Consider the following 25,736-nt stretch of genomic DNA (forward strand, 5'->3'; position numbering starts at 1 on the left):
CTGGCGTTGACTTTTGGCACGCTGTTGAGTTCTCAAGGAACGGTCGCTTCCTTTGTACTCACCCTCTCGGGCTTTCCTCCGGGCTTCCCTTCGGTCTTGCGTTTCCGACTCTATCAGATCTTTTCTCGATCCGATTTCCTCGGTGCTTTCCAGGTTCTCGCTCTCGCGTTTCCCTTTCCGGCGGTTCCGACTCTATCAGATCCTTTCGGCGTCTGATTCCCAGTCAGCGGGAGTTGTCTTCCCGGCTGTTGGGCCGTTCCGACGTCCCAAACCTTAGCGGATCCGGTCCGCGATTCCCAATCGGGCCTCTTGGTCCGTCCGGGCACCACTGGGACCCGAAATCGAATTGAATTCGGGCACGCCGAAATCAACCCGGTCGGGAGATCGTGCTGGTGGTTTGGGTGCCGCTCATGCGGCGGAGTTGCTGTCGCAGAACCGTTACGGCTCCGCGGCAACCCGAAGAACATTACGGGGCGGGCAGGGGGGTGTCAACCCTCCCCTGTCAAGATTTTTTCCGCGGCCCGCGCGCGCCGCCATCAGTCCAGGTCGGTGAGCCGGCCGCCGGCGTCGGGCTGGGCGTGCTCCACGCGGCGGAGCAGCCGGGTGAGGACCTCGCCGAGCACCCCACGCTCCGCCGGGGAGAGGTCCTGGAGGAGATCCTCCTCGAAGACGGAGGCGAGGCGCATGGCCTCCAGCCACTTCTCGCGCCCTTCGGGGGTCAGCTCGACGATCACCCGGACGCGGTTGCATTCATCCCTCTCCCGGGTGACGAGCCCCTCGGCGACCATCCGGTCGATGCGGTGGGTCATCGCGGCCGGGGTGAGGCCGAGGCGCTTGGCCAGCTCGCTGGGGCCCATGCGGTAGGGGACCCCGGAGAGGACGAGGGCCTTGAGGACCTCCCACTCCGCGTTGCTGATGCCGAGGGCGCCGGTCTGGCGGCCGTAGGCGACGTTCATGCGGCGGTTGAGCCGGGACAGGGCCGAGACGATCTTCTCGACCTGGGGGTCGAGGTCCTGGAATTCGCGCTGGTAGGCGGCGATCTGCTCGTCGAGCGTCGGCTCACCGGCGCCGGTGGTGTCGGCCATGGTCCGCAGTATCGCACGGACACGCTTGGCGTTGAAGTCCTTCGCGATGTAGTCTTTAGGTTCGAACTTTAGCTTCAAAGTCTTCAGACTTCAGCAGTCCGTCGACTTGACGACCTGAGAGAGGTGAACGTGACCAGGGCGATGGGCGCAGCGATGCGCCGGATCCACGTGGGCAACGCACTCAGCGCGTTCGGGCTCGGTTTCACCGTCCCCTACCTGTACGTCTACGTGGCGCAGGTGCGGGGGCTCGGTGCCATGACGGCGGGTGTCGTGCTCGCCGTCTTCGCCGTGGCCGCGCTGATCGTGCTGCCGTTCGCCGGCCGGGCGATCGTCCGGCGCGGCCCACTGCCGGTCCTCCTCACCGCCCTGGTGACGGCCGCTGTCGGTGCGCTGAGCCTGGGGCTGGCGGGGAGCGGTCCGGCGGTGCTGGCCGCGGCGGCGCTGCTGGGGGCCGGGCAGGCCGTGATGCAGCCCGCGCTGGCGACGATGATCGTGGACTGCTCGACGGCGGAGACCCGGTCCCGGGCCTTCGCGACGCAGTTCTTCCTGCAGAATCTGGGCCTGGGCGTGGGTGGCCTCATAGGCGGCCACCTCGTCGACACGACCCGGGTCTCCTCCTTCACCCTGCTCTTCGCGATCGAGGCGGCGATGTTCCTGCTGCTGGCCGTCGTGATGTCGACGGTGCGGCTGCCGCACTCGCCGCGGATCGCGGAAGCGCCGGCCACGTCGTCGGCGAAGGGCAGCTGGAAGCAGTTGCTCGGGAACCGGGCGATGGTGCAGCTGTCCGTCCTCGGCTTCGTGCTGTTCTTCGCCTGCTACGGGCAGTTCGAGTCCGGGCTGAGCGCGTACGGCGTGGAGGCGGCGGGGATATCCACGTCCGCGCTGGGCACCGCGCTGGCCGCGAACACGCTGATGATCGTCGTCGCGCAGTTCGCCGTGCTCAGGTTCGTCGAGCGTCGGAGGCGGTCGCGGGTGATCGCCGGGGTCGGGCTGATCTGGGCCGTCGCGTGGGTCGCGGCCGGGTATGCGGGGCTGGGGCACGGCAGCCAGGAGATGGCGACGGCCGCGTTCGTGTCGACGTACGCGCTGTTCGGGCTGGGTGAGGCGATGCTGTCGCCGACGGTGGCTCCGCTGGTGGCCGACCTGGCGCCGGAGGGGATGGCCGGGCAGTACAACTCGGCGTTCGCACTGGTCAAGCAGCTTGCGCTGGCCGTGGGGCCGGCGGTGGGCGGGCCGCTGGGGGCCTCGCTGCCCGCGCCGTACGTCGTCACGTTCCTGCTGTTCTCGCTGGGGATCAGTGTCCTGGCGGTACGGCTCGGAAAGCGGCTGACGGATGTCCAGGACCGGCCTTGGCTGGCTGCGAGGAGCAGGGTCGTCGCCCGGGGTGGCGCGACTGCGGAGTCCGTGTCCGCGTAGTGGGGGCGGGGGTGGGGACGCTTACCGGCGCTGGCCGGGTGCCGCCCGCGCGCTTGAGAGAAACGGCTCAGGAGCGCCCCGTAGGGGCGCCGGGGGTATCCCCCCCCCCGGCCGAAGGCTGGGGGTAGAACTGCGCGACCAGCCCCCACCGGCCCGCACCCGCCCGACGGCCCCCCTACCCCTTCGGCAGTACGAACTCGCACCACACCGCCTTCCCGCCCCCGGGCGTCCTCCGCGACCCCCACCCCGAAGCGATCGTCGCCACGATGGCGATGCCTCTGCCCGACTCGTCGCCCGGTTCCGCGCGCCTCCGGCGCGGGAGGTGGTCGTCGCCGTCCGTGACCTCGATGATCAGTCGGCGGTCGGTGCGGCGGAGCCGCAGCCGCATGGGCGGGGTGCCGTGCTGGAGCGAGTTGGCGACCAGCTCGCTCGTGGCGAGGACGCCCAGATCGTGGAGGTCGGCGGGGAAGCGCCAGCTGGTCAGCACGCCGGAGGCGAACGCACGGGCGCGCGGCGCCGCCTCGATGCCGCCGAGGAGTTCCAGCGCGGCGTTGCGGAACAGGTCGCCGTCGGGGCCCGTACGGGCCGGATGCTGGAGGACGAGGACGGCCACGTCGTCGTCGTGGTCGGCCGTGACGCCGGCCGAGCGGACCAGGCGGTCGCAGATGACCTGGGGGGTGCCGGTGGCGCCCGCCAGCGCGCGCTCCAGCGCCGCGATGCCCTCGTCCAGGTCCTCGTCACGGCGTTCGACCAGGCCGTCCGTATAGAGGACTGCCGTCGAGCCGGGGCCCAGCGGTACCGAGGCGGACGCGTGGACCCAGCCGCCGGTGCCGAGCGGCGGTCCGGTCGGTTCCTCGGTGCGCAGCACGCTGCCCTGCTCGTCGCGGACCAGGATCGGGAGGTGGCCGGCGGAGGCGTACACCAGGCGGCCCTCGTTGGGGTCGTGGACGGCGTAGACGCAGGTGGCGATCTGGTTGGGGTCGATCTCGGTGGCGAGGCCGTCGAGGAGCTGGAGGACCTCGTGCGGGGGAAGGTCCAGGCGGGCGTAGGCGCGGACCGCCGTACGGAGCTGGCCCATGACGGCCGCCGCGCGGACGCCGCGGCCCATGACGTCGCCGATGACGAGGGCGGTGCGGCCGCCGCCGAGGGTGATGACGTCGTACCAGTCGCCGCCGACCGCGGCCTCGGTGCCGCCGGGCTGGTAGGTGGCGGCGATACGGAGGTCGTCCGGCTGTTCGAGTTCCTGCGGGAGCAGCGAGCGCTGGAGGGTCACCGCCGTCTCGCGCTGGCGGCGTTCGCTGGCGCGCAGCCGCTCCGCCGCCTCCGCGTGGTCGGTGACGTCGGTGGCGAAGAGGAGGACGCCGCCGTCGCGGTCGCCGTTCTCGGCGACCGGGGTGCAGGTGAACGTGTAGGTGCGGCCGTCGAGTGCCTTGCGGGACTTGAGCGTGCGGGGCTTCCCGCTGCGCAGGACCTGGTCGAGGAGGGGGAGGAGGCCGAGTTCGGCGAGTTCGGGCAGGGCCTCGCGGGCGGGGGCGCCCGGGGGGCGTACGCCGAAGGCCGTCGTATAGGCGTCGTTGACGTACGCGATGTGGTGGTCGGGGCCGTGGACGAGGGCGACCAGGGCCGGGACGTGGTCGAGGACGCCACGGGCGGGCAGTTCGTCGACCGCGGGCACGCAGGGCGAGTTATCGGTCAGTTGTTCGGCGCGGGCCGCGGGTACGGAGTCCCCCCGCCGGTCCGGGGAGACCGCGTGCTCGGTCCGCGCTGCGGCGCGGCGCTGCGTTCCGGGGAGCCGGGCGCTCCAGCGCGTGAAGTTCACGAAACCTTGCCTCGTGTCGTCGTCTCCGGCCGGCTCGGGGAGCGGCCGGGGGCCGGGGGAAGTCCCCCGGTGCAGTTCTGGGGAGGAGCTGGGGAGGAGCCTTGTGCTCGGTCGGGGGGCAGTCTGGCAGGGTGGCCGTCGGCGACGACATCCGTCAGACGCCGGGGCGGTCCGTGGAGTTCCTGAGTTCCGTCAAGACGACCCGTTCGAGTCGTCGGAGGGACTGTGAGGAGGCTTTCCACCGGCCGCGAGTTCGAACTCCGCTCGGGGATGTTCGAGTGATCCGAGCGAGACGATCTCCCGTTTGAAGAGCCCGGAGAGGGTCCATTCGGCGAGGACGCGGGTCTTGCGGTTGACGGTGGGCACCCTGCTCAGGTGGTAGACGCGGTGCATGAACCAGGCAGGGTAGCCCTTCAGCCTGCGCCCGTAGACCTGGGCGACGCCCTTGTGGAAACCGAGGGAGGCGGCTGAGCCGGCGTATGTGTGGGCGTACGTGTCGAGGGGCTCGCCCCGGAGTGCGTGCACGATGTTGTCGCCGAGGACCCGCGCCTGGCGGACCGCGTGCTGGGCGTTGGGGGCGGTGTCGGTGCCGGGTTCGGCGGCGGTGACGTCGGGGACGGCGGCGGCGTCGCCCGCGGCCCATGCGTGGTCGACGCCGTCGATGGTCAGCTCGGCGGTGCATTTCAGCCGCCCGCGCGGGGTGCGCGGCAGGTCGGTGGCGGCGACCAGGGGGTGCGGTTTGACCCCGGCCGTCCAGACGAGGGTGCGGGTGGGGAAGCGCTGGCCGTCGCTGAGGACGGCGACGCGGTCCGCGCAGGACTCCAGGCGGGTCTCCAGCAGCACCTGGATGTTGCGGCGGCGCAGTTCGGTGACGGTGTAGCGGCCCAGTTCGGGGCCGACCTCGGGGAGGATCCGGTCAGTGGCCTCGACGAGGATCCATTTCATGTCCTCGGGCTGGACGTTGTGGTAGTACCGCGCGGCGTAGCGGGCCATGTCCTCCAGCTCGCCGAGGGCTTCCACACCCGCGTAGCCGCCGCCCACGAAGACGAAGGTGAGGGCCGCGTCGCGGATCGCCGGGTCGCGGGTGGAGGAGGCGATGTCCATCTGCTCGATGACATGGTTGCGCAGGCCGATGGCCTCCTCGACGGTCTTGAAGCCGATGCCGTGCTCGGCGAGACCGGGGATGGGCAGCGTGCGCGCGACCGAGCCGGGGGCGAGGACCAGTTCGTCGTACTCCAGGAAAGTGGCGCCTTCTCGCTCCTCGGCGGTGGCGAGGGTGGCTACTTCGGCGGTGCGCTTGGCGTGTTCGACGGCCGTCACCTCGCCGATGACGACATGGCACCGGTCCAGAACGCGCCGGAGGGGTACGACGACGTGACGAGGGGAAATCGAACCCGCGGCCGCTTCGGGGAGGAACGGCTGGTACGTCATGTAGGGATCGGGGGTGACGACAGTGATGTCGACGTCCCCCCGGCTGAGCTCCCGCTTCAGTCTCCGCTGCAGCCGCAGGGCCGTGTACATCCCGACGTAGCCGCCGCCGACAACGAGAATGCGCGCACGTTCCTTCACCATCCCATGACGCACCCGTGACTCTTGTTTGTCCACAGCCCCGGCAATTTGTATGACCGGCGGCCGGCTTTCCGGGGCGCCGGGCGTGCGCCCCGGGTGGGACGAAAGGGGCCAGGTCAGCGAGGGCGGGCAGGGGAGCGCGAAGGCGCCGAATCGGGAGGTAAACGACCCGTACTCCGATCGGGGGGCGCACCGTGCGGAACGTCCCCCTTCTGAATTGACAGCCTCTCAACTATGTTCGTGTGTCGACGGGGTGCAGAGGATGTGGTCGAACGGGTCGCGACGGGCGGTCCGCCCGGCCCGCGGTCCATGGATCGGCCATGGGTCGGCCGCAGTTCCGCTCGCTCCGGCTTTCAGTGACGGGGAGAGTCTCCGGGGGGAGACGTCGTTAACCGGGGGAACACAGATGCATATTCAGGACACGCATTGGTCATCGGCATCCGCTCTTGCGGCCGGTGGCGGAACGGTGAGCGCGACGGCGGGCAACGGACGCGGTGACGGGCCGCGTACGACGCCGTTGCGGGTGGACGCACAGCGCAATCTGGAGCACGTGCTGCGTGCGGCGCGCGAGGTCTTCGGCGAGCTGGGGTACGGCGCGCCGATGGAGGACGTGGCGCGGCGGGCGCGGGTCGGGGTCGGCACGGTCTACCGGCGCTTCCCGAGCAAGGACGTGCTGGTACGGCGGATAGCCGAGGAGGAGACCTCCCGGCTGACCGACCAGGCGCGGGCCGCGCTCGGGCAGGAGGACGAGCCATGGTCGGCCCTGGCGCGCTTCCTGCGGACGTCGGTGGCGTCGGGGGCGGGGCGGTTGCTGCCGCCGCAGGTGCTGCGGGTCGGGGTGCCGGAGGAGGTCGGCGGCGGTGCCGTGACCGGCTCCGGGGCCGAGGAGGCCAGGGTGCCGGCGCAGCGGACGCAGCTGGGGGCCGCGGAGTTGCGGCTGGTACCGGAGGGGCGTGAGCCGGTGGGCGACGCCGCCGACGACGCGGGAGCGGCCGCGCTGCTCGACGTCGTGGGGCGGCTGGTGGAGCGGGCGCGGGCGGCGGGTGAGTTGCGGCCGGACGTCTCCGTCTCCGACGTCCTGCTGGTGATCGCCACCGCGGCGCCGTCCCTGCCGGATGCTGCGCAGCAGGCGGCGGCTTCGGCTCGGTTGCTGGACATCTTGCTGGAGGGGTTGCGGTCTCGGGCCTGACGGTGGCCTTGCTCGGTCGGGCGGGGGCCTTCGCAGGTGCGTGTGCCGTGTGAAGACCGTGGGCGGGTGCGGGTTGACTGTGGCTGGTCGCGCCCACGCGGCGGCAGCCGCAGATCAGACACAGCCCCGCGCCCCTCACGGGGCGCTGTCGTCCTGGTGTTTCCCCTTCCGGGTGACCGTCTCGTCGGTGGCGCGCCTGGGCAAAGGCGGTGTGGCAGTCTGAGCCGGTGATTCGGTCGGTTGGGCAGGCATCGGGGGCGTTCCGCGATGGGCGTTGACGGGTGGGACGAGTCCGTCGGTGAGGGGACGACCTCGCCGCAGGTGCCCAGCCAGGGCGGGCGGGCCGCGGTGCCGCCGGCCGGTGAACCGCCGGAGGGGAGCGTTCCGGCACAGCGTGACGGGAGCGTCCTGCCGCCGCCCCGGGAACTCCCGCATCCCGACAGCCAGTTGATCGAGCGGATGCGGACCGGCGACGACTCGGCGTACGCGGAGCTGTACCGCCGGCACGCGGACGCGGTTCGGCGCTACGCGCGGACCTGCTGCCGGGACGGGCACACCGCCGACGACCTGACCGCCGAGGTGTTCGCCCGCATGCTGCAGGCGGTGCGCGGCGGGTCCGGGCCCGAGTACGCCGTGCGCGCCTACCTGCTCACCTCGGTACGGCGGGTCGCCGCGCAGTGGACCAAGTCCGCCCGGCGTGAGCAACTCGTCGACGACTTCGCGCTGTTCGCGGCGCAGTCCGCGCGCGGCTCCGAGGTGTCCGACGACGACAGCCTGGACCTCGGCGCGGATGTGCGCGCGATGCACGAGGCCGAGCAGTCGATGGCGATGCAGGCCTTCCGCTCGCTGCCGGAGCGCTGGCAGGCCGTGCTGTGGCACACCGAGGTCGAGGACGAGTCGCCGAGCGAGGTGGCCGTCCTCTTCGGGCTGGACGCCAACGGCACCCGGGTCCTTGCCAGCCGGGCCCGTGAGGGCCTCAAGCAGGCCTACCTCCAGGCCCATGTGAGCGCCTCCCTCACCGACGACGAGGAGTGCGCCCGCTACGCCGACCAGCTCGGCGGCTACGCCCGCCGCAAACTGCGGGTCCGGGCCGAGCGGGGGCTGCGCAAGCACCTGGAGGAGTGCGCCAGGTGCCGGCTGGCCGCCGCCCAGATCGAAGAGGTCGCGAGCGGTATCCCGGCCGTCGTACCGGTCGCGGTCATCGGCTGGTTCGGGGCCGCCGGGTACGCCAAGGCGCTCGGGATCGTCGCCGGGGGTGCCGGTGTGGGGGCCGCGGGTGCGGCCGCCGCGGCGAGCGGCTCGTCCGGCGGGGCGGGCGGCGGGGCCGGGGGCGCCGCCGCCTCGGAGGGGCTCGCGGGGCCGCTGAAGGCCGGGATCGCCGCGGGAGTGGTCGCGGCGGCGATCGCCGTGGTGGCCCTCGCCCTGACGAACGACGGCCACCCGGTCAAGGAGGCCGCCGGACCCGCCCCGTCCGCGCCGGCCGTGCAGCCCAAGGCACCGGCCCCCACCCCGTCGAAGAGGAAACCGGCACCCGAACCGGTCGTCCTCGCCCCGGAACCGACCCCGACACCCACCCCGACTCCGCCCCCTGCTCCCACGCCCACCCCGAGCCCGAAGCCGACCCCCAGCCCGCCACCCACGCCCACCCCGCCGGGTCCGGCCCCCACTCCCACGCCGACGCCGACTCCACCGCCCGCCCCGGTCGTCTACCAGTGGAGCGAGCTGCGCTTCGACGTCATCGGCGACGGCACCCGTCCCGAGATGCGGCTCGGCGACAGCAGTTGGGTCTGGCAGCGGTACGGCGTGACGGTCGCCGGCAAGGAGTACGCGCACGGTGTCACCGTGCACGGCCGGTCCTCCGTCACCATCGACCTCAACCGGCAGTGCACCGCCTACGACGCGATGGCCGGCGTCGACGACATGACCCTGGGCCTCGGCGAGGTAGCCTTCGCCGTCTACGCGGACGGGGTGCGGCTGTGGCGGTCCGGGTTCGTCGAGGGCGGACAGGCCGCCGTGCCCGTCCACGTGAACCTGACCGGGCACCGGACCGTGCGCCTGGTGGTCGAACCGCAGGACCCCTTCGACACGGTGGCGCTCGCCGACTGGGCCGAGTCGAAGTTCACCTGCCGGTAGCGGCCGTCGGCGTTCTGCCCAGTTCGCGCAGGGCGTCCTCCTCGGTGAGGGAGGCGCCGCGCGAGCGCTCGGCGGCGTAGCGCTGCGGGGTCAGCGACGCGCGGGCGGCCGCGTCGACCTCCTCGGCGCGGGTGCGCTCCGGCTCGGGACGGACGCACTCGGCGCGCCAGTGCTCGGCGGCGGCGTACAGCCGTACCGCCCCCGCCAGATCGCCGAGCCGGGCCAGCAGGTCGGCGCCGATGTCCACCAGCGCCGCCGTGATCACCTCGGCGCACCGGTACGCCACCGCCTCGCGCAGCCCTTCGGCCACGATCGGCAGGGCCCGCGCGGGTCCGTGCTCCATGGCCGTGAGCATGGCCTCGACGGAGCGGATCGCGGCCGTGAACTGCGGTGGTGCGGCGCCGGCCACCGTCGTGGCACGAGCGGCCTCGTAGCACTCCCGCGCCCGGGCCAGGTCCCCGTCGTAGTGGGCCAGGATCGCCCGCAGCAGGGCCACGTACGCCTTCGACTCCGCCACCCCGTACCGGTCGGAGGCCTCGCCCGCCTGATCCAGGGTGGACCGGGCGGCCGCCCGGTCGCCGGAGCGGAAGGCGATCTCGGCGAGCCGCGCGAGCAGGAACGGCGTCTCCGCGTGCGCGCCGACCTCCTGGGCGAGCCGGAGCGCCTCCCGGTACTCGCCCTCCGCCGCCACGAACCGGCCGCGCGCCATGTCCGCCTCGCCGGCCGCGCTGCACACCTGGGCCCGCATCCAGCGGTCCCCCACCCGCCGGCTGAGGACGCGCAGCTCGGCCAGGTCCTCGTCGACGCCCCGCAGGTTGCCGGGTGAGTCGACCATGATGTGGGTGCGGTACATCAGGCTGACGCCGACCTCCCAGTCACCGCCGCACGCCCGGCAGTTGTCGACCACCGCGGACATGTCCGGGGTGATGTCCACGGCGGAGCCGCCCAGGGTCCACGCGGTGAGCGGCCAGATGAGGCCCGGCATCCGGGCGGCCCGGGGACCGCCCGCCTCGAAGGCGCCCCGGACGAGCGCGACGTACCGCGGAGTCCGCTCGTCCGCCGCCAGGTCCGGCTGGCCGGACTCGGACGCCAGGAACAGCTCGAGCAGCCTGAGGTCCATGCGCAGCTCGTACAGCGGGTGCCCGGCCTGGGCGCCGGGATCGGCCAGGAGCGCGCCCACGTGGTCCGCCGCGTCGGCGAGCGCGCGCAGTTCGTCCGGGTCCGCGTCCTCGGGCAGGGCGTCCCGGGCGACGCCGAGGCGCAGGACCGCGCGGACCGAGGCCGTGGCCTCCTGGCGGTAGTTGCGCAGCCACCAGAACCAGCCGACGGCGAGGGCGATCCGGCCCGCGCGCACCTCGTCGCCCGCGCGGACCGCCCGGTCGAGGGCGGCGCGGATGTTGTCGAGGTCGGTCTCCAGGCGGCAGATCCAGGGGAGCTGCTCCCCGGAGCGCAGTCTCGGCTCCGCCTCCTCCACCAGCGCGCACACCCACGCGCCGTGCCGCCGCTCGGCCGCCGCGCGCAGCCCCGGGACCTCGGCGGCGCGCTCGACGGCGTACTCGTGGATGGTCTCCAGCATGCGGTAGCGCATACCGCCGGCGCCGTCCGCGCCGTCCGGGGTGGCGACGACCAGGGACTTGTCGACGAGCGCGCCGACGACGTCGGCGGCCGGTCCGGTGCAGACGGCCTCCGCAGCCGTGAGGTCCCAGCCGCCGGCGAAGACGGACACCTCGCGCAGCATCGTCCGCTCCCGCTCGTCGAGCAGGTCCCAGGACCAGTCGACGACCGCGCGCAGGGTCTGCTGCCGGGGCAGGACCGTGCGGCTGCCGGCGGTGAGCAGGCGGAAGCGGTCGTCGAGCCGGTCGGCGATCTGGCGGGGTGTCAGCAGCCGGAGCCGGGCCGCCGCGAGCTCGATCGCGAGGGGCAGTCCGTCCAGGCGGCGGCAGATCTCGTCGACCGCCGCCGAGTCGCTCGCCGCGGCACCGGTCCCCGCCCCCGCCCCGGGGCGGACGGCGGCGGCACGCTCCTCGAAGAGCCGGTGTGCCTGTTCGGGGGCGAGGGGTTCGACCGGGCGCACCGACTCGCCTGGGACGCCCAGGGGTTCACGGCTGGTGGCGAGGACCGTGAGGCCCGGGCAGTGGGTGAGCAGGGTCTCGGCGAGGGCGGCCGCCGCTTCGATGACATGTTCGCAGTTGTCAAGGATCAGGAGTTGGCTGCGCGGGGCGCAGTACTCGACGAGCAGGGCCGTGGGGTCGGTCTGCACGGTCGCCAGCTCGTTGGTCATGAGCACGGTCTCGCGCAGACCGAGCGCGCTGACCACCGCGCCTGGCACCGCCTCGGGCCGGTCGAGCGGGGCGAGCTCGACGAGCCACGCCTGCGGGAGTCCGGCGGCGGCCTCCTCGGCGAGACGGGTCTTTCCGGAGCCGCCCGGTCCGGTGAGGGTGACGAGACGGGCCCTGTGCAATTCGGAACGAACGGCTTCGAGCTCGGGTTCCCGCCCCACGAAAGAGGTAAGCCGCGGACGGAGGTTGCCGGTGCGGGGCGGGGGCGCCTGGAGAGGGGTCGCTTCCTGCGTGAGCAACGACGCGTGCAGGGCCTGGAGTTCCGGGCCGGGGTCGGTGCCGAGGCCTTCGGCGAGGGTGCGGCGGGCGGTCTCGTAGGCGGCGAGGGCGTCCGCCGGGCGGCCGGTGTCGCGCAGGGCGCGGATCAGCAGGGCGTGCAGCGGCTCGTCGTACGGGTGGACCGTGGTGAGCTCGGTCAGCTCCGGTACGGCGTCGGCGGCGCGGCCGAGGCGGAGGGCGGCGTCGGCGCGGGCGCGGGTGGCTTCCAGCCGGAGCGCGTCCGGGCGGGCGGCGGCAGCGGTGCGGTCGGGGAGGTCGGCGAGGGCGGGGCCGCGCCAGAGGGCGAGGGCGTCGGTGAGGAGCCGGTGGCCCGTCGCCGGGTCGCCGGCGGCCAGGGCCTCGGCGCCCTCGCGCACTTGCCGCTCGAAGACGTACAGGTCGATGTCGGCCTCGGCCGCCGCGAGGCGGTAGCCGCCGGGGGTCGAGGCGATGCTGTCCCTGCCGAGGGCCCTGCGAAGGCGGCCGACGAGGGCCTGGAGGGCGGCCGGGGCGTCCTGGGGCGGGTCGTCGTCCGTCGCCCAGATCTCCTCGATGAGGGTCTCGGGGGTGAGGGTGCGGGCAGGGTGGAGGGCGAGGACGGTGAGCAGCGCGCGGAGGCGGGGGCCGCCGACGGGTATGGGGGCGCCCTGGTCGTCGCTGGCCTGGGTCACGCCCAGGATTCGGTACCGCACCGGGTCATTGTCGCCGGGGGCGGGGGGAGCGGCACGGGGTTTCAGCGCCGGGAGTTTCATGGTGCCCGGGGTGGGTGCTGGGGGCGGGGGGTGTCGCTTACCGGCGCTGGCAGGGTGCCTCCCCCAGCCTTCGGCCGGGGGGACCCCCAGCGCCCACCCGTGCCGCCCCAGCGGCACGACTGCCCGCAGCTATGTAGCTGCCACGGGTGCGCCCCACCGAGTGGCCGCGACGCAGCCCGCAGCTGACGCGACTACAGCGCCCCGTCAGGGGCGCGGGGAACTGCGCGACCAGCCCCCGCCGGCCCGCAGCCGAAGCACAAGGGCCGCACCCCTGATGCGGGGGCCTGGGGGCGGCAGCCCCCAGATGCGGCGGCCCCCCTCGCCAGGTCACGCCCCCGAGGCCAACGCCCCCCGCATCGGCCGGATCCCCGCGGGCACCGCCCGCGCCCGGGCCGGCGTCCCCGTCCAGCACGTGCCCCGGCGGGAGAGGAGCCGGCGCAGCCACAGTTCCAGGGAGACCAGGTCGGCCAGGCCGTCCAGCGGCAACGGCTCCCCCGCGGCCGCCGAGCGCAGCGCCTTGCGGACCACCCGCGCCTCCACCAGGCCCGCCTGCGCCAGCAGCGGCGTCGAGAAGAGGGAGATCAGGTCGTCGGCCGCCACGCGCAGCCCCGTGCGGGTGGCGGCCGCCGAGGACGCGTGGGAGGGGGCGCCCCAGCCCGGCGGGAGGTCGGCGACGCCGGCGCCCTCCAGGACCGTGCGGAGGATCGCGGCGCGGGCGCCCGGCTGGACGCGCAGCGCTTCGGGGAGGTCACGGCAGGCGCGGACCACCTGGTTGTCGAGGAAGGGCGTGTGGAGGCGCTGGGAGCGGATCTCGGCCGCCTGTTCCAGGACGCGGATGTCGGCCGCGTGGCGGGCCAGCACGGCACGCGCGCGGTAGTCTCCGGGGCGCTGCCCGGGGCCGACGCCGGAGCGGTTCGCCGAACCCTGGAGCAGAACCGATACTTCAGCCAGCGCCTCACCGGTCAGCCAGCGCGCCGCCGGACCCGGTCTCGCCCAGGTGAGCGCCGCGAGGGACGCGCCCACCGCGCCTCCGGGGTCGTCGAACCGGCGCCGCAGCAGGCGCTCGGCGAGCGACTCGACGCCCGCGCGGTACGGCGTACGCGCCAGGCGGCGGGCCGCGCTGTACACGCGCGCGGGGACCATCACCGAGCCGTCGGCCTTGGCGAGCGCGGCGACCGGGCGGACGAGGTGGCGGCGTTTGCGGTCCATCAGCAGGTCGGCGAGGCGCGCGGGGTGGGCGTCGAGGACCTGGCGGGCACCGTAGCCGGTGAAGTGGTCGGCGCTGCCGGCGGCGAGCCGGGCGCGGTGCCGGGCCGCGGAGATCAGGGACGGGCCCGGTTCGTCGGTGAGGGGACCGTCGAGGTCGGCGTACGGCAGCACCTCCTCGCCGCCGGTGACCACCACGTGGTGCAGGCGCGGGTTGGCGGCGAGGGTGCCCGCGCGTTCCAGTTCGGCCTCGCGGCCGCCCACGGCCAGGTCGTTGAAGGTGACGGCGAGGAGGCGTTCGCCGGCGCCCGTGCCGTGGCCGAGGACCGTGCCGGGCATGCCGGGCAGGCCCGCGGCCAGCAGGGCCAGCGTCCCCGACGCCGGGCCGCCGGAGAGGTCGGCGCCGATGCCCGGGACCGGCATCCCGCGCGCCGCGCGACGCTCGGCGGGGCCCATGCCGGGTACCGGACCCGGGTCGATGTCCGGGACGTGCCGGGGTGCCGACAGCCGCGCGCGTACCGCCTCTACGAGCGCGTCCCGTACGGCGTCCACCGCACGGTCGGGGTCGGCGGAGGGTGCCGCGACCGCGAGCGAGGCGACCTGCTCGTACCCGGCGACCTCGCGCGCCCCGGTGCGCAGGATCAGCGCATGCCCCGGCGGAATGCGCCGCACGCCCTCGTACGGGGTCGAGTCGTGCAGGGCGGCCGGTACGTCGGGGGCGGCGAGGAGGGCCGCGAGGTGGCCGTAGTCGAGGTTGGCCTCGATGAGGTCGGCGAGCGGGAGCGCGGCCGTGGCGTAGGCCGTACCCCCTGCCCAGGGGCTGTAGAAGACCGGGCGGGCGCCCGCGAGGTCGCCGCAGACGGTGACCCGGCGGCCGACCTGGACGACGGCGGTGTAGCTGCCGGGCCAGGCGGTCAGATGCCGGAGTGCGCCCCCGCGCGCCGTGAAGAGGCCGAGGCGCAGTTCCTCGTCGGTGGCGCCGCAGGTGCCGAGGACGGCGATGCGGTTCTGTGCGTCGGCCTTGATGACGCGGACCTCGTCGGGGCGCCAGTCGCCGACCGCCCAGAGCGGGTCGGGGTCACCCCACAGGAGCTGGGAGCCGACGGGGTGGACGGTCTCGCCGTCGTAGCCCATGGCGCCGGCGGAGCCGATCGTGGCGGCACCGGAGATGGTGCTGCTCCATCCCACCAACCACCGCATCGACGCCTCCACAGGCTGTGGACAACCATGCACGGTACGAACCGGGTCCCCATGCTGCCATGAAGGACCCGGTCCGGAGGGGCGGTGGGGCCGCCTTTGATCCCTGGAAGATTTCACGTGGTTGCCGCGGAGTTGCCGCAGGACGGGTCACGCGCGCGTGCCGTGGGAGGGGCGCGGCGGGAGCCGACCGCCGCACGGCACCGGGCGACTGCGACGTGAATGCGCCCCCTGTACGCTCCCCAAAAACGCCCTTCGCGCCCTCAATTGCCATGGTGGGAGCGTTGAGTCGCCGAAAAAGGTGGGGTCGATTTTCGGCCAAATCGGCGATGGCCGCCCGGACTTGCGCACGCTCCGTACATGCTTTGCGCATCGCACGCGTGCGTGCCCGAACGCGCACAGTCCGGGAGGCGGGCATCGCCTCCCGGACCGGTCCGCCACCCGCGGGGATGAAGGTGGCGGTGTCCCCCAGCCCACTGGATCCAGTACAGCGGGCCGACCCACGCATCAGCCATGGAACCGCTCCCCAGTTGGCCGGAGAAGAGCGCACGGACGGGCGCACGGCCACACGGCGGGGGCACGTCGCGACAGGTCGTGCACGGTGCGTATACGGGCCGCACTCGCGTACGGACCACAATCCCGCCATCCGGAACAATGCCCCTTAACGCTTGGGATGCGGCGAACTACGCTGGGTTTACGAATGCCGCGTGGTTATGCCAGCGCGGCAGCCGTCTGTGTCGAGGGGTGGCGCATGTCCAGGGAGCAACGCGGGCCGAACGAAAAGCTCGGCGCCGTTCTCGCCCTCGCGGGAATCAGCAACGCAGGACTCGCGCGACGCGTCAACGATCTTGGCGCTCAACGCGGGTTGACTCTTCGCTACGACAAGACGTCGGTGGCGCGCTGGGTGTCGAAGGGCATGGTGCCGCAGGGCGCCGCGCCACACCTCATCGCCGCCGCGATAGGCCAGAAGCTCGGCCGCCCGGTGCCGCTCCACGAGATCGGCCTGGCGGACGCGGATCCCGCCCCCGAAGTGGGCCTCGCCTTCCCCAGGGACGTCGGACAGGCGGTGCGGTCGGCGACCGAGCTGTACCGCCTCGACCTCGCCGGCCGCCGGGCCGGTTCCGGCGGCATCTGGCAGTCGCTGGCCGGTTCGTTCGCAGTGAGCGCATACGCAACGCCCGCCTCGCGTTGGCTGATAACCCCCGCCGACAGTTCGGTCGCGCGCGAGGCGAACACCGTGGACGGTTCGGGCGCACCGCTCAAAGTCGGCCACAGCGACGTGCAGAAGCTGCGGGAGGCCGCCGAGGACGCCAGGCGCTGGGACTCCAAGTACGGCGGGGGCGACTGGCGGTCGTCGATGGTGCCGGAGTGTTTACGGGTGGAGGCGGCACCGCTGCTGCTCGGCGCGTACTCCGACGAGGTCGGGCGGGCGCTGTTCGGGGCGAGTGCCGAACTGACGCGGCTGGCCGGGTGGATGGCCTTCGACACCGGACAGCAGGAGGCGGCGCAGCGGTACTACATCCAGGCGCTGCGGCTCGCCCGCGCGGCGGCCGACGTACCGCTCGGCGGGTACGTCCTGGCGTCGATGTCCCTGCAGGCGACGTACCGGGGCTTCGGCGACGAGGGCGTCGACCTCGCGCAGGCCGCAGTGGAGCGCAACCGTGGGCTGGCGACCGCGCGGACCATGAGCTTCTTCCGGCTGGTCGAGGCACGGGCACACGCGCGTGCCGGTGACGCGCAGGCGGCGGGGGCCGCGCTGAAGGCGGCGGAGGGCTGGCTGGAGCGGGCGCGGGAGGGGGACAACGATCCCTCCTGGCTCGGTTTCTACGGCTACGACCGGTTCGCCGCGGACGCGGCCGAGTGCTACCGGGACCTGAAGGCCCCGCGCCAGGTGCGGCGCTTCACCGAACAGGCCCTTTCCAAGCCGACCGAGGAGTTCGTGCGGTCGCACGGACTGCGGCTGGTGGTCTCGGCCGTCGCCGAACTGGAGTCGGGCAACCTCGACGCGGCCTGCGAGCAGGGGGTGCGGGCCGTGGAGGTGGCCGGGCGGATATCGTCCGCGCGGACGACGGAGTACGTGAAGGATCTGCTGCACCGGCTCGAGCCGTACGGGGACGAGCCGAGGGTGGTGGAGCTGCGGGAGCGGGCACGGCCGCTGCTCATGGCACCGGCGTGAGGGTCGCCTGCTCGTCTGCCGGGTCCTGTCCGGCCAGCGGGTGCGGGTGCGTGGGGGCTGGTCGCGCAGTTCCTCGCGCCCCTTTGGGGCGCGCTGCAGAACCCGGCGTTTGAAAGTGATGTCAGTGGCGCAGTGCACTATCGAGCGTGGGAGGTGGTGCAGGTGCGGGCCGGGATTGCTTACGACTGTGACGTGCTCGTGGTCGGGGGTGGGATCGTCGGGCTGTCGACCGCGTATGCGGTCACCCGTGCCGCGCCCGGGACCCGGGTCACCGTGCTGGAGAAGGAGGCCGGGCCGGCGAGGCACCAGACGGGGCGGAACAGCGGGGTCATCCACAGCGGGGTCTACTACCGGCCCGGGTCGCTGAAGGCGCGGTACGCCGTCAAGGGCGGCGCGGAGATGGTCAAGTTCTGCGCGGAGTACGGCATCGCGCACGCCGTCACCGGCAAGCTGATCGTCGCCACCGAGCGGGCGGAGCTGCCCCGGCTGCACGCGCTCGTGCAGCGCGGCCGGGAGAACGGCATACCGGTGCGGGAGCTCGGGGCCGCGCAGATCGGGGAGTACGAGCCCGAGGTGCGGGGGCTCGCCGCCATACACGTCGGGACGACCGGGGTGGCCGACTTCGTGGGCGTCGCCCGGCAGCTCGGAGAGGCCTCGGGGGCGGAGATCCGGTACGGCGCCCGGGTGGTCCGCGTGGACCGGCGCCCGGAGCGGGGCGTGGCCGTGCTCACCTCGCGCGGGGACGTCGTACGCGCGCGCGTGCTGGTCAACTGCGCGGGGCTGTACTGCGACGAGGTCGCCCGGCTGACCGGGGACGAGCCGGGGATGCGGATCGTGCCGTTCCGCGGGGAGTACTACGAGCTGGCGCGGCCGGAGCTGGTGCGGGGGCTGGTGTACCCGGTGCCGGACCCGGCGTTCCCGTTCCTCGGGGTGCATCTCACCCGCGGGATCGACGGAGGCGTGCACATCGGGCCCAACGCGGTGCCGGCGCTGGCCCGGGAGGGGTACGGGTGGGACGTCGTACGGCCGCGGGAGATCGCCGGGACGCTGGCCTGGCCGGGGGCCTGGGCGCTGGCGCGGCGGCACTGGCGGTACGGGGGCGGGGAGCTGCTCCGGTCGGTGTCGAAGAAGGCGTTCACGAAGGCCGTACGGCGGCTGCTGCCCGCCGCGGAGGAGGGGGACCTGGTGCGGGCGGCCGCGGGGGTGCGGGCGCAGGCCGTGCTGCGGGACGGGACGCTCGTCGACGACTTCCTGATCAAGGAGGGGCCGCGCGCGGTCCACGTGCTGAACGCACCCTCGCCCGCGGCGACCGCCTCGCTGCCGATCGGGCGGGAGGTGGCCCGCAGGGCGCTGGAGACGCTGGGCTCGGTGTGACCCCGTCGGCCGCCTGGCGGGGGCCGTAAAATCGACGCACTGTGTCTGACTCCCGCAACGCCCCCGAAGCCCCCCGGCCCGCCGAGACCGGCCCCGTCGAGCACGTCCCCGGTGCGCACCCCGACCACGCCCCCGGGATGTCCGTCCGGCACACCCGGGCCAAGGGGGAGCCGCGGTTCCCGGACGGGCCCAAGGCCGATCCGGCCGGGTCGCACTTCGAGCGGCGGATCCGCAGCTTCCAGCCGCGCCGCAGCCGGGTCACCGCCGGGCAGGCCGACGCGCTGCAGCGGCTGTGGCCCAAGTGGGGCCTGGACATCGACGGGCAGCGGGTCATCGACCTCGGCGAGCTGTTCGGCAACGACGCCCCGGTGGTGCTGGAGATCGGGTTCGGGATGGGCGAGGCGACCGCGCAGATGGCCGCCGAGGAGCCCGGCGTCAACATCCTCGCCGTCGACGTGCACACACCTGGCCAGGGGAACCTGCTCAACCTCGCCGACCAGAACGGACTGTCCAACGTCCGCGTCGGGAACGGCGACGCGATCATCCTGCTCCGGGAGATGCTGACGCCGGACTCGCTGGACGGGCTGCGTGTGTACTTCCCGGACCCGTGGCCGAAGAAGCGGCACCACAAGCGGCGGCTGATCCAGCCGGAGTTCCTGGATCTCGCCGCGACCCGGCTGCGGCCCGGGGCGATCGTGCACTGCGCGACCGACTGGGAGCCCTACGCCGAGCAGATGCTCGAAGTGCTCGACGCCCAACCGGAGTTCGAGAACACGCAGGACGACGGCGGTTTCGCGCCACGTCCGGCGCACCGGCCGCTGACCCGTTTCGAGGGTCAGGGACTGGACAAGGGACATGTGGTGAACGATCTGCTCTTCCGTCGCGTACAGCACCGGGTGCCGCAGAGCGAGCAGCACCGTCAGGAGTCACCTCGTTAGGGTCGATGCCGTGGCCACCTCTCCGCCGCCGTACTCGCCGTACCCGCAGTACCCGTCACAGCCACCGCAGCCGTCGTATCCGCCGGACGCCGTCGGCGGCGGCCTGCGGCATCCCCGCTGGTGGCAGCGGCGCTGGGTGCGGTACGGGGCGCTGGGCACACTGCTCGCCCTCTCCGGCCTGGTGATCCTCGCGCTGGTGCGGGAGCAGACGGGGACGGAGGGGTTCCTGGTGGGTCTGGGGCTCGCCGTGCTGCCCGTACCGCTGCTCGTGGGCGCGTTCCGGTGGCTGGACCGGGTGCAGCCCGGCCCCTGGCGGAACGTGCTGTTCGCCTTCGCCTGGGGCGCCTGCGCGGCCGCGCTGATAGCCATCGTCGCCAACAGTTTCGCGACGAGATGGATCGCGACGGCGACCGCGGACCCGAGCAGCGCGGACACGCTCGGGGCGACCGTGATAGCGCCGGTCGTCGAGGAGTCGGCGAAGGCGGCGGCCGTGCTCCTCGTGTTCCTCTTCCGCCGACGGGACTTCACCGGGATCGTCGACGGGGTGGTGATAGCCGGGGTCACCGCCACCGGGTTCGCGTTCACCGAGAACATCCTCTACCTCGGTACGGCCTTCGGGACCGACCAGCTGACCGGGGGCAGCGGGATCGCCTCCGTCACCGCCGCGACGTTCTTCGTGCGCGTCGTGCTGTCCCCGTTCGCGCATCCGCTCTTCACCGTCCTCACCGGCATCGGCTTCGGCATCGCCGCGCTCTCCGGGGAGCGGCAGCGGGCGCGGCGCGTGCTGGTGCCGGTGGCCGGGCTGCTGCTCGCGATGACCATGCACGCGTTCTGGAACGGGTCCTCGACGTTCGGGCAGTACGGGTTCTTCGCCGTGTACGGCATGTTCATGGTGCCGGCGTTCGGACTGCTGACCTGGCTGGCCGTCTGGACGCGGCAGCGGGAGCTGCGAACGGTACGGGAGGAGCTGCCGGCGTACGTCTACGCGGGGTGGCTGGGGGCGGCGGAGCCGTTCGTGCTCGGGTCGATGCGGGCGCGGCAGATGGCCCGGGAGTACGCCGCGTACCACTTCGGGAAGGCGGCGGGGCGGGCGGTCACCGAGTACGAGGGGTACGCGACGGCGCTGGCGCTGCTGCGGCGCCGGGGGCAGCGGGGGCGGGCCGGGGCCGACTTCGTGGCGCGGGAGCGGGAGCTCCTCACGGAGCTGTGGAGCCGACGGGAGCTGGTGCGGCCGGCCCTGGAGTACGCGGCGCGGACGGCCGCGCCGGGCGGATGGCCGGGGTACACCGGCTACGTGCCGTCGGCCTACGGGGCGGCGATGCCGTATCCCGCCTACAACCCGTACCGGAGTTAGCGCTTCGGGGTCGCGGCCGGCCCGGCACCGCCGGGATGCGCCGTGCCGGCTGAGCGCCGTTGCGGACGCATACGAACCGGACTGCAACCGTTCCTAATCAGTGAGCAGGAGTGAGTCTTGGACCCAGACCTGGTCGACTGGCGCATCCCGGACGGTTGTGGATGCACTGGTCACCCGCGTTCGCGCCGCGTCCGGCGACACGGATCGTGTCCGTGGTCCAAGGATGCGGGGGCGGGTTTCCTCACGCCTGCGGGTTCCGTGTCCGGCCTGGGCGGTCCGATGCCGCACACGATCGCTCTGGTCGTGTGAGGGCGGTGCCGTCCGTCGCCGGACGCGGTGCCCGAGAGCGCGTCGTCCGATCGCGACGCCAGCGGCGTCGTGGCGGGTGGTCTTGCGGTTCTTGCTGCTGAGGGGCTTCTGCCAGTGCTCGGCGCCCCAACGGGAGGTGTAGGCGGGGTCGACGACGACGATGCTGATGCCGAGTTCGGCGGCCATGGACACGAGCCGTGCCCGCAGTCTGGCGACGGGCATGCCGGAGATCAGCTTGCGGAACCGCTTCCTGCGGCCGTGCTTCTCCCGCGTCTTCTCCGCGCCGAAGTCCAGGTCCTCGATCGCGATCGAGACGCCTTCGCGCTGTGCCCAGTGAAGGAGGCGGGTGAGGGCGTGCCTCACCTGGGCGTCCCGGTAGGTGGCCGGCCCGTCGAGGTCGTAGAAGAATCGGCGGGGCTCACCCGTCGGGTTGCCGTGCACATCCAGACGCCACGCTGCGAAGTGGTCGGCGTTGGTGTCCACACCGATGAGCCCGTTCGCCCTGGCCAGGGCCAGGGGAACAGTGGGGGCCGGGGGGATCGTCCACGCCGCGGTGAGGTACCAGCGGCCCCGGTCCACGTCCAGGTGGATGCGGTAGGCGACAGCACGGTTCGCCGATACGCGGTCGGCCCACTCTTCGCCGCGGTGCCGGAAGTCGACCCGGCCGTCGAGCACGTACCGGCCGCGCGGGGCATTGGCCAGATGCGCCAGCGGAGCAGGGAGCTTGATGCCGACCTCACCGTCGGAGCTGACGCGGATGGTTTCGTTCCCCAAACGCTTCCCCGACTCCCCGTCTGCCTGGAGGAACCAGCGTCCGGCATCCCAGCGCCTGCGCCACTCGTACTCGGTGAGCTGGGCGGCTTCCAGATTGTGCCGACCTCGAGCCAGTCGCTTCCCGCCCCGCGTCACGTGCACGACACCGGCCTCACGGTCGGACCGCTCGCGTGCCAGCCGGTCTTCCAGCACATGCAGGCGCCGGGTCTTTTGGAACCACTCCCGCTTTGTGCGGTAGCCGCCCGGCGCCCGCTTCGTGCCCTTCTCCCCGACCGGCTGGGACAGGCGGTGCGAGATCGTGCGCACCCCGGCCTCAAGGTTGTGGATGCGGGCGAGCTGGGCACGGCGCGCAAGGCCCCACTGGTCGTGGGTGGCCTTCGAGATACTCCCGGCCCAGCGGGAGGACGACTCCTCGGTCAGGGCCCGCTTGCGCTCCGCCCACTGGTCGCTGTCGTGATCGGTACCCGCCCGGCAACGGGCCTTGAGGTCGGCGCAAGCCAGCGAACCCAGGTGCGCGCCCACCAGCGGCAGCACCTCACGGTCCCGCTGGGACATGCCCTTGATGCTGGTACGGATCGCCACCCCGGACGGGCCCAGCGCAACGAACGGCGCCTCGATCGTGCGCAGTGCGGAGTCAGCCATGCTCGGCGGCCTCCAAAGCCTTGCGGGCGCGGTTCTTCGCCGACCGGCGACCGTACACACGGGCACAGAACGAGGTCAGCACCTCCACCATGTCGCGCACCAGGTCGTCTTCGACCTCGCCGTCATCAAGGACCACGAGGCGGCGCCCATGTGCGCACAGGGCGGCTTCGACAAGTTCGGTGTTCATCCGGCCCAGCCGGTCCTTGTGTTCGACCACCACGGTGGTCACATCCGGATCGGCCAGCAGCCGCTTGGCTTTGGGGCGGGCACCGTTCATACCGGATGCGATCTCCGCCTCCACGCGCACCACCCGGTGGCCGGCCTGCGCCGCCCACCGGGACAGCCGGGCGACCTGCCGTTCCAGGTCGGTCTTCTGGTCATGGGAGGAGACACGGGCATACAGGCCCAGCCCGCCGATCGCCTCGGGCACGGCGTTGACCCCAACATTCACGAGGATCGTGCGCGGGCCGACCCGCTGAGCCGGTACCGGCAGCGTCCCCTCACGGAACCAGCGATATGCGGTCTGCGGATGCACACCCTGCGTCTTCGCCCATTCCGTGAGATTCATGCTCTGACAACGACACTCACTCACACATGGTTACGCTCACTCACTCGACTTTGAAGAGCAGCAGTTGAAGACCCCCTGGGGGCGCTGGGGGTACCCCCGGCCGAAGGCTGGGGGGGAGGAACTGCGCGACCGGCCCACGACGGCGCTGTGCTCCGCGACGGGCCGGCGTTCCGACGGTGGGTACCGGCCTGCCCGGCCCCGCCGACTTCGACCGTCGTGGCCGAGCACCGTTGCGGCGGAAGGGTGGACCGGAGGAGCCGGGGGCAGGCGGCCGTCAGGCGGAAGCCGTCGTCAGCTTCGTCAGTTCCTCGTCCGTCAGGTTCAGGTCCGCCACGGCCAGCAGGGGCGGGAGTTGCTCCAGTGTGCGGGCCGAGGCGATCGGGGCCGTGATGGTGGGCTGGGCCGCCAGCCAGGCCAGGGCGACCGTGGGGATCGGGGCCTCGTGGGCCGCGGCGATCTCGTCCAGGGCCGCCAGGACCTTCTGGCCGCGCTCCGACTCGGCGTACTGGGCGGCTCGGCCGGCTCGCGCGCTGTCGACCGTCGTACCGGGGCGGTACTTGCCGGTGAGGAAGCCGGCGGCCAGCGAGAAGTAGGGGACGGCCGCGAGACCGGTGCGGGAGGCCAGGTCCTGGAGGGGGCCCTCGTAGGTGTCGCGGGAGACCAGGTTGTAGTGGGGCTGGAGGGCGACGTACCGGGCGAGGCCCTCGCGGTCGGAGAAGTCCAGGGACTCCTGGAGCCGCTCCGGCGTGATGTTGGACGCGGCGATGTGCCGGACCTTGCCCGCCCGCACCAGCTCGTCCAGCGCGCCGATGATCTCCTCGACCGGGATCTCGGGCTTGTCGAAGTGCGTGTAGTACAGATCGATGTGGTCGGTGCCGAGACGGCGCAGGGACGCGTCGGCGGCGGCCCTGATGTTGGCGGCGGACAGGCCCGGGTACTCGGGGTGCTGGCTGACCTTCGTCGCGATGACGACGTCGGCGCGGTTGCCGCGGGCCTTGACCCACTTGCCGATGATCGTCTCGGACTCGCCGCCCTTGTTGCCCTCGATCCACGCCGTGTACGAGTCGGCAGTGTCGACGAAGTTGCCGCCCGCGGCGGCGTACGCGTCGAGGACGGCGAAGGAGGTGGCCTCGTCGGCGGTCCAGCCGAAGACGTTGCCGCCGAGGGCGAGCGGGAAGACCTCCAGGTCGGAGGCGCCGAGCTTGCGGAGGGAAGGGGAAGCGGAAGAAGCACTCATGCCTGACTTCAACACGCGTCGCCCGGCACCCCATGCCGACGCAACACGAAGTTCTTGTAAAGGCGACCGCCGCCGCGAGGCGTGGCGGGCAGCCCGGCGGCCCTGACGCCGGGGGTTGTCGTCAGGGCCGCCGGGGGCCGGTCAGTGAGGTCCGGGTTCTGGCCGGAGCCAGGGTCAGGGGTTGAGGCCCTTGCCCCGCAGCCAGGTCATCGGGTCGATGGCGGTGGCCTGGCCGTTCGGGTGGACCTCCAGGTGGAGGTGCGGGCCGGTGACGTTTCCGGTGGCGCCCACGCGGCCGATGACGTCGCCGGTGGCGACCTTCTGGCCGGCCTTGACGCCGATCGAGGACTGGTGGCAGAACCACAGTTCGGTGCCGTCGTCGAGGGTGATGATCGTCCGGTAGCCGTAGGAGCCGGCCCAGCCCGCCTCGGTGACCGTGCCGCTGTGCACGGCCTTGATCAGCGTGCCGGTGGGCGCGGCGAAGTCGAGGCCGGTGTGGTAGCCGGAGGACCACATGGAGCCGGCCTGGCCGAAGGTGCCGGTGATCGTGTACGAGACGACGGGCAGCGTGTACTGCTTGGCCAGCGCGGCGAGGCGGGCCTGCTCGGCCTTCTCCTTCGCGGAGGCCTCGGCCTTCTCCTTGGCGTCGGCGGCCTTGGCGGCGGCCGCCTTCTCCGCCTTGGCCTCGGCTGCGGCGACCGCCTGGTCGGCGACGGCGACGGCCTTGGCGCTGGCCTTGGTGTCGAGCTGGTTCTGCTGCTGCGCGGCCTGGGCGATGATCCGGCTGCGCAGCGCCTCACCGGCGTCGGACGAGGAGGAGTCCGCGTCGGTGGCGGTCGTCGTGACGCTGCTGAGCGCGGTCCGGGTGGCCTGGTGGCCGCCGTCCTCGCCGAGCAGCGAGCTGACGGAGGACGGGAGGTCGGGCAGCGAGATGGAGACCGGCGGCTTGCCGGTGTTGGCGCTGGCCATGCCGCCCGCGCCGACGGCGGCTATGACGCCGACGCCGAGAACCGTGGAGCTGCGGGCGAGCCCGCCGCCCTTCTGCTTGGCGACCCGGTGCCGGCCGCGTACCGCGGAGAGGGACTCCTCGGTGGGGTTCCACTCCTCGAAAGGGCCCTCGTCGGTGCGGTAGCCGCCGTAGCCGAAGGTGTCGGGCTGACGCTGGCTGGGCACGAACGGGGCTGTCGGAGCAGGCGGGTTGGACGCCACGCGGGCGCACTCCTTTCCTTCCGCCGCCTACCGGGTTAGCTGACGGGTTCGGAGCGGGAAGGTCTCCTACGCGCGTATACCGGCCGTTTCGTACCCGGCGGTAGCCGTGCGATTCACCCCAAGGTGGTGGTTCCCCGGTTCCCTTGCGGGATTCGGCGCGTGCGCACGGAGCCGTCTCGGGTGACGGCTGGG

17 protein-coding genes and 1 riboswitch are annotated in these 25,736 nt (G+C 73.0%); of the genes, 8 read left to right on the forward strand and 9 right to left on the reverse strand.

From position 1 onward, the window contains the following. Positions 1-216 (forward strand): hypothetical protein (locus ACFY6U_RS31045; RefSeq protein ID WP_366353477.1); only part of this gene is annotated, 216 nt, incomplete at its 5' end. 320 nt (positions 217-536) lie between these two features. Here ACFY6U_RS31045 and ACFY6U_RS31050 read toward each other — a convergent pair. After that, positions 537-1,085: a MarR family transcriptional regulator gene (locus tag ACFY6U_RS31050; protein ID WP_351485466.1), complete on the reverse strand. Its 549-nt coding sequence runs from the start codon at positions 1,083-1,085 to the stop codon at positions 537-539. A 129-nt stretch (positions 1,086-1,214) separates the two neighbouring features. Between ACFY6U_RS31050 and ACFY6U_RS31055 the strand changes: the two genes are divergently transcribed. Beyond that, on the forward strand, positions 1,215-2,501 hold the full coding sequence (locus tag ACFY6U_RS31055) for an MFS transporter (RefSeq protein WP_390043493.1): 1,287 nt from the start codon (positions 1,215-1,217) through the stop codon (positions 2,499-2,501). Between the two features lie 175 nt (positions 2,502-2,676). Here the strand turns inward: ACFY6U_RS31055 and ACFY6U_RS31060 are convergent, their stop codons facing one another. Both ACFY6U_RS31060 and ACFY6U_RS31065 read right to left on the reverse strand, forming a co-directional pair. Next, the gene (locus ACFY6U_RS31060) at positions 2,677-4,320 is read right to left on the reverse strand and encodes a SpoIIE family protein phosphatase (RefSeq protein ID WP_390043495.1); all 1,644 of its coding nucleotides are present in this window, start codon (positions 4,318-4,320) and stop codon (positions 2,677-2,679) included. Positions 4,321-4,512: 192 nt separating this feature from the next. Then, entirely contained in the window at positions 4,513-5,892 is a 1,380-nt protein-coding gene (locus ACFY6U_RS31065; protein WP_390043497.1) for an NAD(P)/FAD-dependent oxidoreductase, read from the reverse strand. A 403-nt stretch (positions 5,893-6,295) separates the two neighbouring features. On the opposite strand from ACFY6U_RS31065, the gene ACFY6U_RS31070 reads away from it, so the two are divergent. Both ACFY6U_RS31070 and ACFY6U_RS31075 read left to right on the forward strand, forming a co-directional pair. Further along, positions 6,296-7,078, forward strand: coding sequence for a TetR/AcrR family transcriptional regulator (locus tag ACFY6U_RS31070; RefSeq protein WP_390043499.1), 783 nt, complete (start codon positions 6,296-6,298; stop codon positions 7,076-7,078). 267 nt (positions 7,079-7,345) lie between these two features. Further along, positions 7,346-9,211, forward strand: coding sequence for a sigma-70 family RNA polymerase sigma factor (locus ACFY6U_RS31075; protein ID WP_390043501.1), 1,866 nt, complete (start codon positions 7,346-7,348; stop codon positions 9,209-9,211). Here the strand turns inward: ACFY6U_RS31075 and ACFY6U_RS31080 are convergent. After that, positions 9,198-12,500 (reverse strand): BTAD domain-containing putative transcriptional regulator, encoded by a 3,303-nt coding sequence (locus tag ACFY6U_RS31080; protein ID WP_390043503.1) that lies wholly within the window; start codon positions 12,498-12,500, stop codon positions 9,198-9,200. The genes ACFY6U_RS31075 and ACFY6U_RS31080 overlap by 14 nt on opposite strands. A gap of 387 nt (positions 12,501-12,887) precedes the next feature. Then, positions 12,888-14,966: an asparagine synthase-related protein gene (locus ACFY6U_RS31085; RefSeq protein WP_390043505.1), complete on the reverse strand. Its 2,079-nt coding sequence runs from the start codon at positions 14,964-14,966 to the stop codon at positions 12,888-12,890. A 748-nt stretch (positions 14,967-15,714) separates the two neighbouring features. Here ACFY6U_RS31085 and ACFY6U_RS31090 point away from each other — a divergent pair. The 4 genes from ACFY6U_RS31090 to ACFY6U_RS31105 all read left to right on the forward strand — a co-directional run bounded on the left by ACFY6U_RS31090 (position 15,715) and on the right by ACFY6U_RS31105 (position 20,805). Continuing rightward, the gene (locus ACFY6U_RS31090) at positions 15,715-17,139 is read left to right on the forward strand and encodes an MFS transporter (RefSeq protein WP_351485478.1); all 1,425 of its coding nucleotides are present in this window, start codon (positions 15,715-15,717) and stop codon (positions 17,137-17,139) included. A gap of 153 nt (positions 17,140-17,292) precedes the next feature. Continuing rightward, entirely contained in the window at positions 17,293-18,513 is a 1,221-nt protein-coding gene (gene lhgO, locus ACFY6U_RS31095; protein WP_390043973.1) for an L-2-hydroxyglutarate oxidase, read from the forward strand. A gap of 41 nt (positions 18,514-18,554) precedes the next feature. Next, positions 18,555-19,451: a tRNA (guanosine(46)-N7)-methyltransferase TrmB gene (gene trmB / locus ACFY6U_RS31100; protein ID WP_390043507.1), complete on the forward strand. Its 897-nt coding sequence runs from the start codon at positions 18,555-18,557 to the stop codon at positions 19,449-19,451. 10 nt (positions 19,452-19,461) lie between these two features. Next, positions 19,462-20,805 (forward strand): PrsW family intramembrane metalloprotease, encoded by a 1,344-nt coding sequence (locus ACFY6U_RS31105; protein ID WP_390043509.1) that lies wholly within the window; start codon positions 19,462-19,464, stop codon positions 20,803-20,805. A gap of 93 nt (positions 20,806-20,898) precedes the next feature. On the opposite strand, the gene ACFY6U_RS31110 is transcribed toward ACFY6U_RS31105, so the two are convergent. From ACFY6U_RS31110 to ACFY6U_RS31125, 4 genes are all read right to left on the reverse strand, one after another. Continuing rightward, a complete protein-coding gene (locus ACFY6U_RS31110) occupies positions 20,899-22,530 on the reverse strand; it encodes an IS200/IS605 family accessory protein TnpB-related protein (protein ID WP_390043511.1) in 1,632 nt (543 codons plus the stop codon). Next, entirely contained in the window at positions 22,523-23,098 is a 576-nt protein-coding gene (locus ACFY6U_RS31115) for an IS607 family transposase (RefSeq protein WP_390043513.1), read from the reverse strand. Before ACFY6U_RS31115 ends, ACFY6U_RS31110 begins: the two co-directional genes overlap by 8 nt. A 274-nt stretch (positions 23,099-23,372) precedes the next feature. After that, positions 23,373-24,335, reverse strand: a complete 963-nt coding sequence (locus tag ACFY6U_RS31120; RefSeq protein WP_390043515.1) for an aldo/keto reductase — start codon at positions 24,333-24,335, stop codon at positions 23,373-23,375. 174 nt (positions 24,336-24,509) lie between these two features. Next, positions 24,510-25,544: a M23 family metallopeptidase gene (locus ACFY6U_RS31125; protein WP_390043517.1), complete on the reverse strand. Its 1,035-nt coding sequence runs from the start codon at positions 25,542-25,544 to the stop codon at positions 24,510-24,512. A 7-nt stretch (positions 25,545-25,551) separates the two neighbouring features. Further along, a riboswitch (cyclic di-AMP (ydaO/yuaA leader) is annotated at positions 25,552-25,712 on the reverse strand. Positions 25,713-25,736 lie beyond the last annotated feature (24 nt).

This window comes from Streptomyces sp. NPDC013157 (assembly GCF_042899865.1).
In the GTDB taxonomy this organism is placed as follows: domain Bacteria; phylum Actinomycetota; class Actinomycetes; order Streptomycetales; family Streptomycetaceae; genus Streptomyces.

Bases quoted from the DNA above. Each gene is read 5' to 3' on its own strand.
- ACFY6U_RS31050 (WP_351485466.1), bottom strand. From the start codon at position 1,085: ATGGCCGACACCACCGGCGCCGGTGAGCCGACGCTCGACGAGCAGATC.
- ACFY6U_RS31065 (WP_390043497.1), bottom strand. From the start codon at position 5,892: ATGGTGAAGGAACGTGCGCGCATTCTCGTTGTCGGCGGCGGCTACGTC.
- ACFY6U_RS31070 (WP_390043499.1), top strand. From the start codon at position 6,296: ATGCATATTCAGGACACGCATTGGTCATCGGCATCCGCTCTTGCGGCC.
- ACFY6U_RS31075 (WP_390043501.1), top strand. From the start codon at position 7,346: ATGGGCGTTGACGGGTGGGACGAGTCCGTCGGTGAGGGGACGACCTCG.
- ACFY6U_RS31085 (WP_390043505.1), bottom strand. From the start codon at position 14,966: ATGCGGTGGTTGGTGGGATGGAGCAGCACCATCTCCGGTGCCGCCACG.
- ACFY6U_RS31090 (WP_351485478.1), top strand. From the start codon at position 15,715: ATGTCCAGGGAGCAACGCGGGCCGAACGAAAAGCTCGGCGCCGTTCTC.
- ACFY6U_RS31110 (WP_390043511.1), bottom strand. From the start codon at position 22,530: ATGGCTGACTCCGCACTGCGCACGATCGAGGCGCCGTTCGTTGCGCTG.
- ACFY6U_RS31115 (WP_390043513.1), bottom strand. From the start codon at position 23,098: ATGAATCTCACGGAATGGGCGAAGACGCAGGGTGTGCATCCGCAGACC.
- ACFY6U_RS31120 (WP_390043515.1), bottom strand. From the start codon at position 24,335: ATGAGTGCTTCTTCCGCTTCCCCTTCCCTCCGCAAGCTCGGCGCCTCC.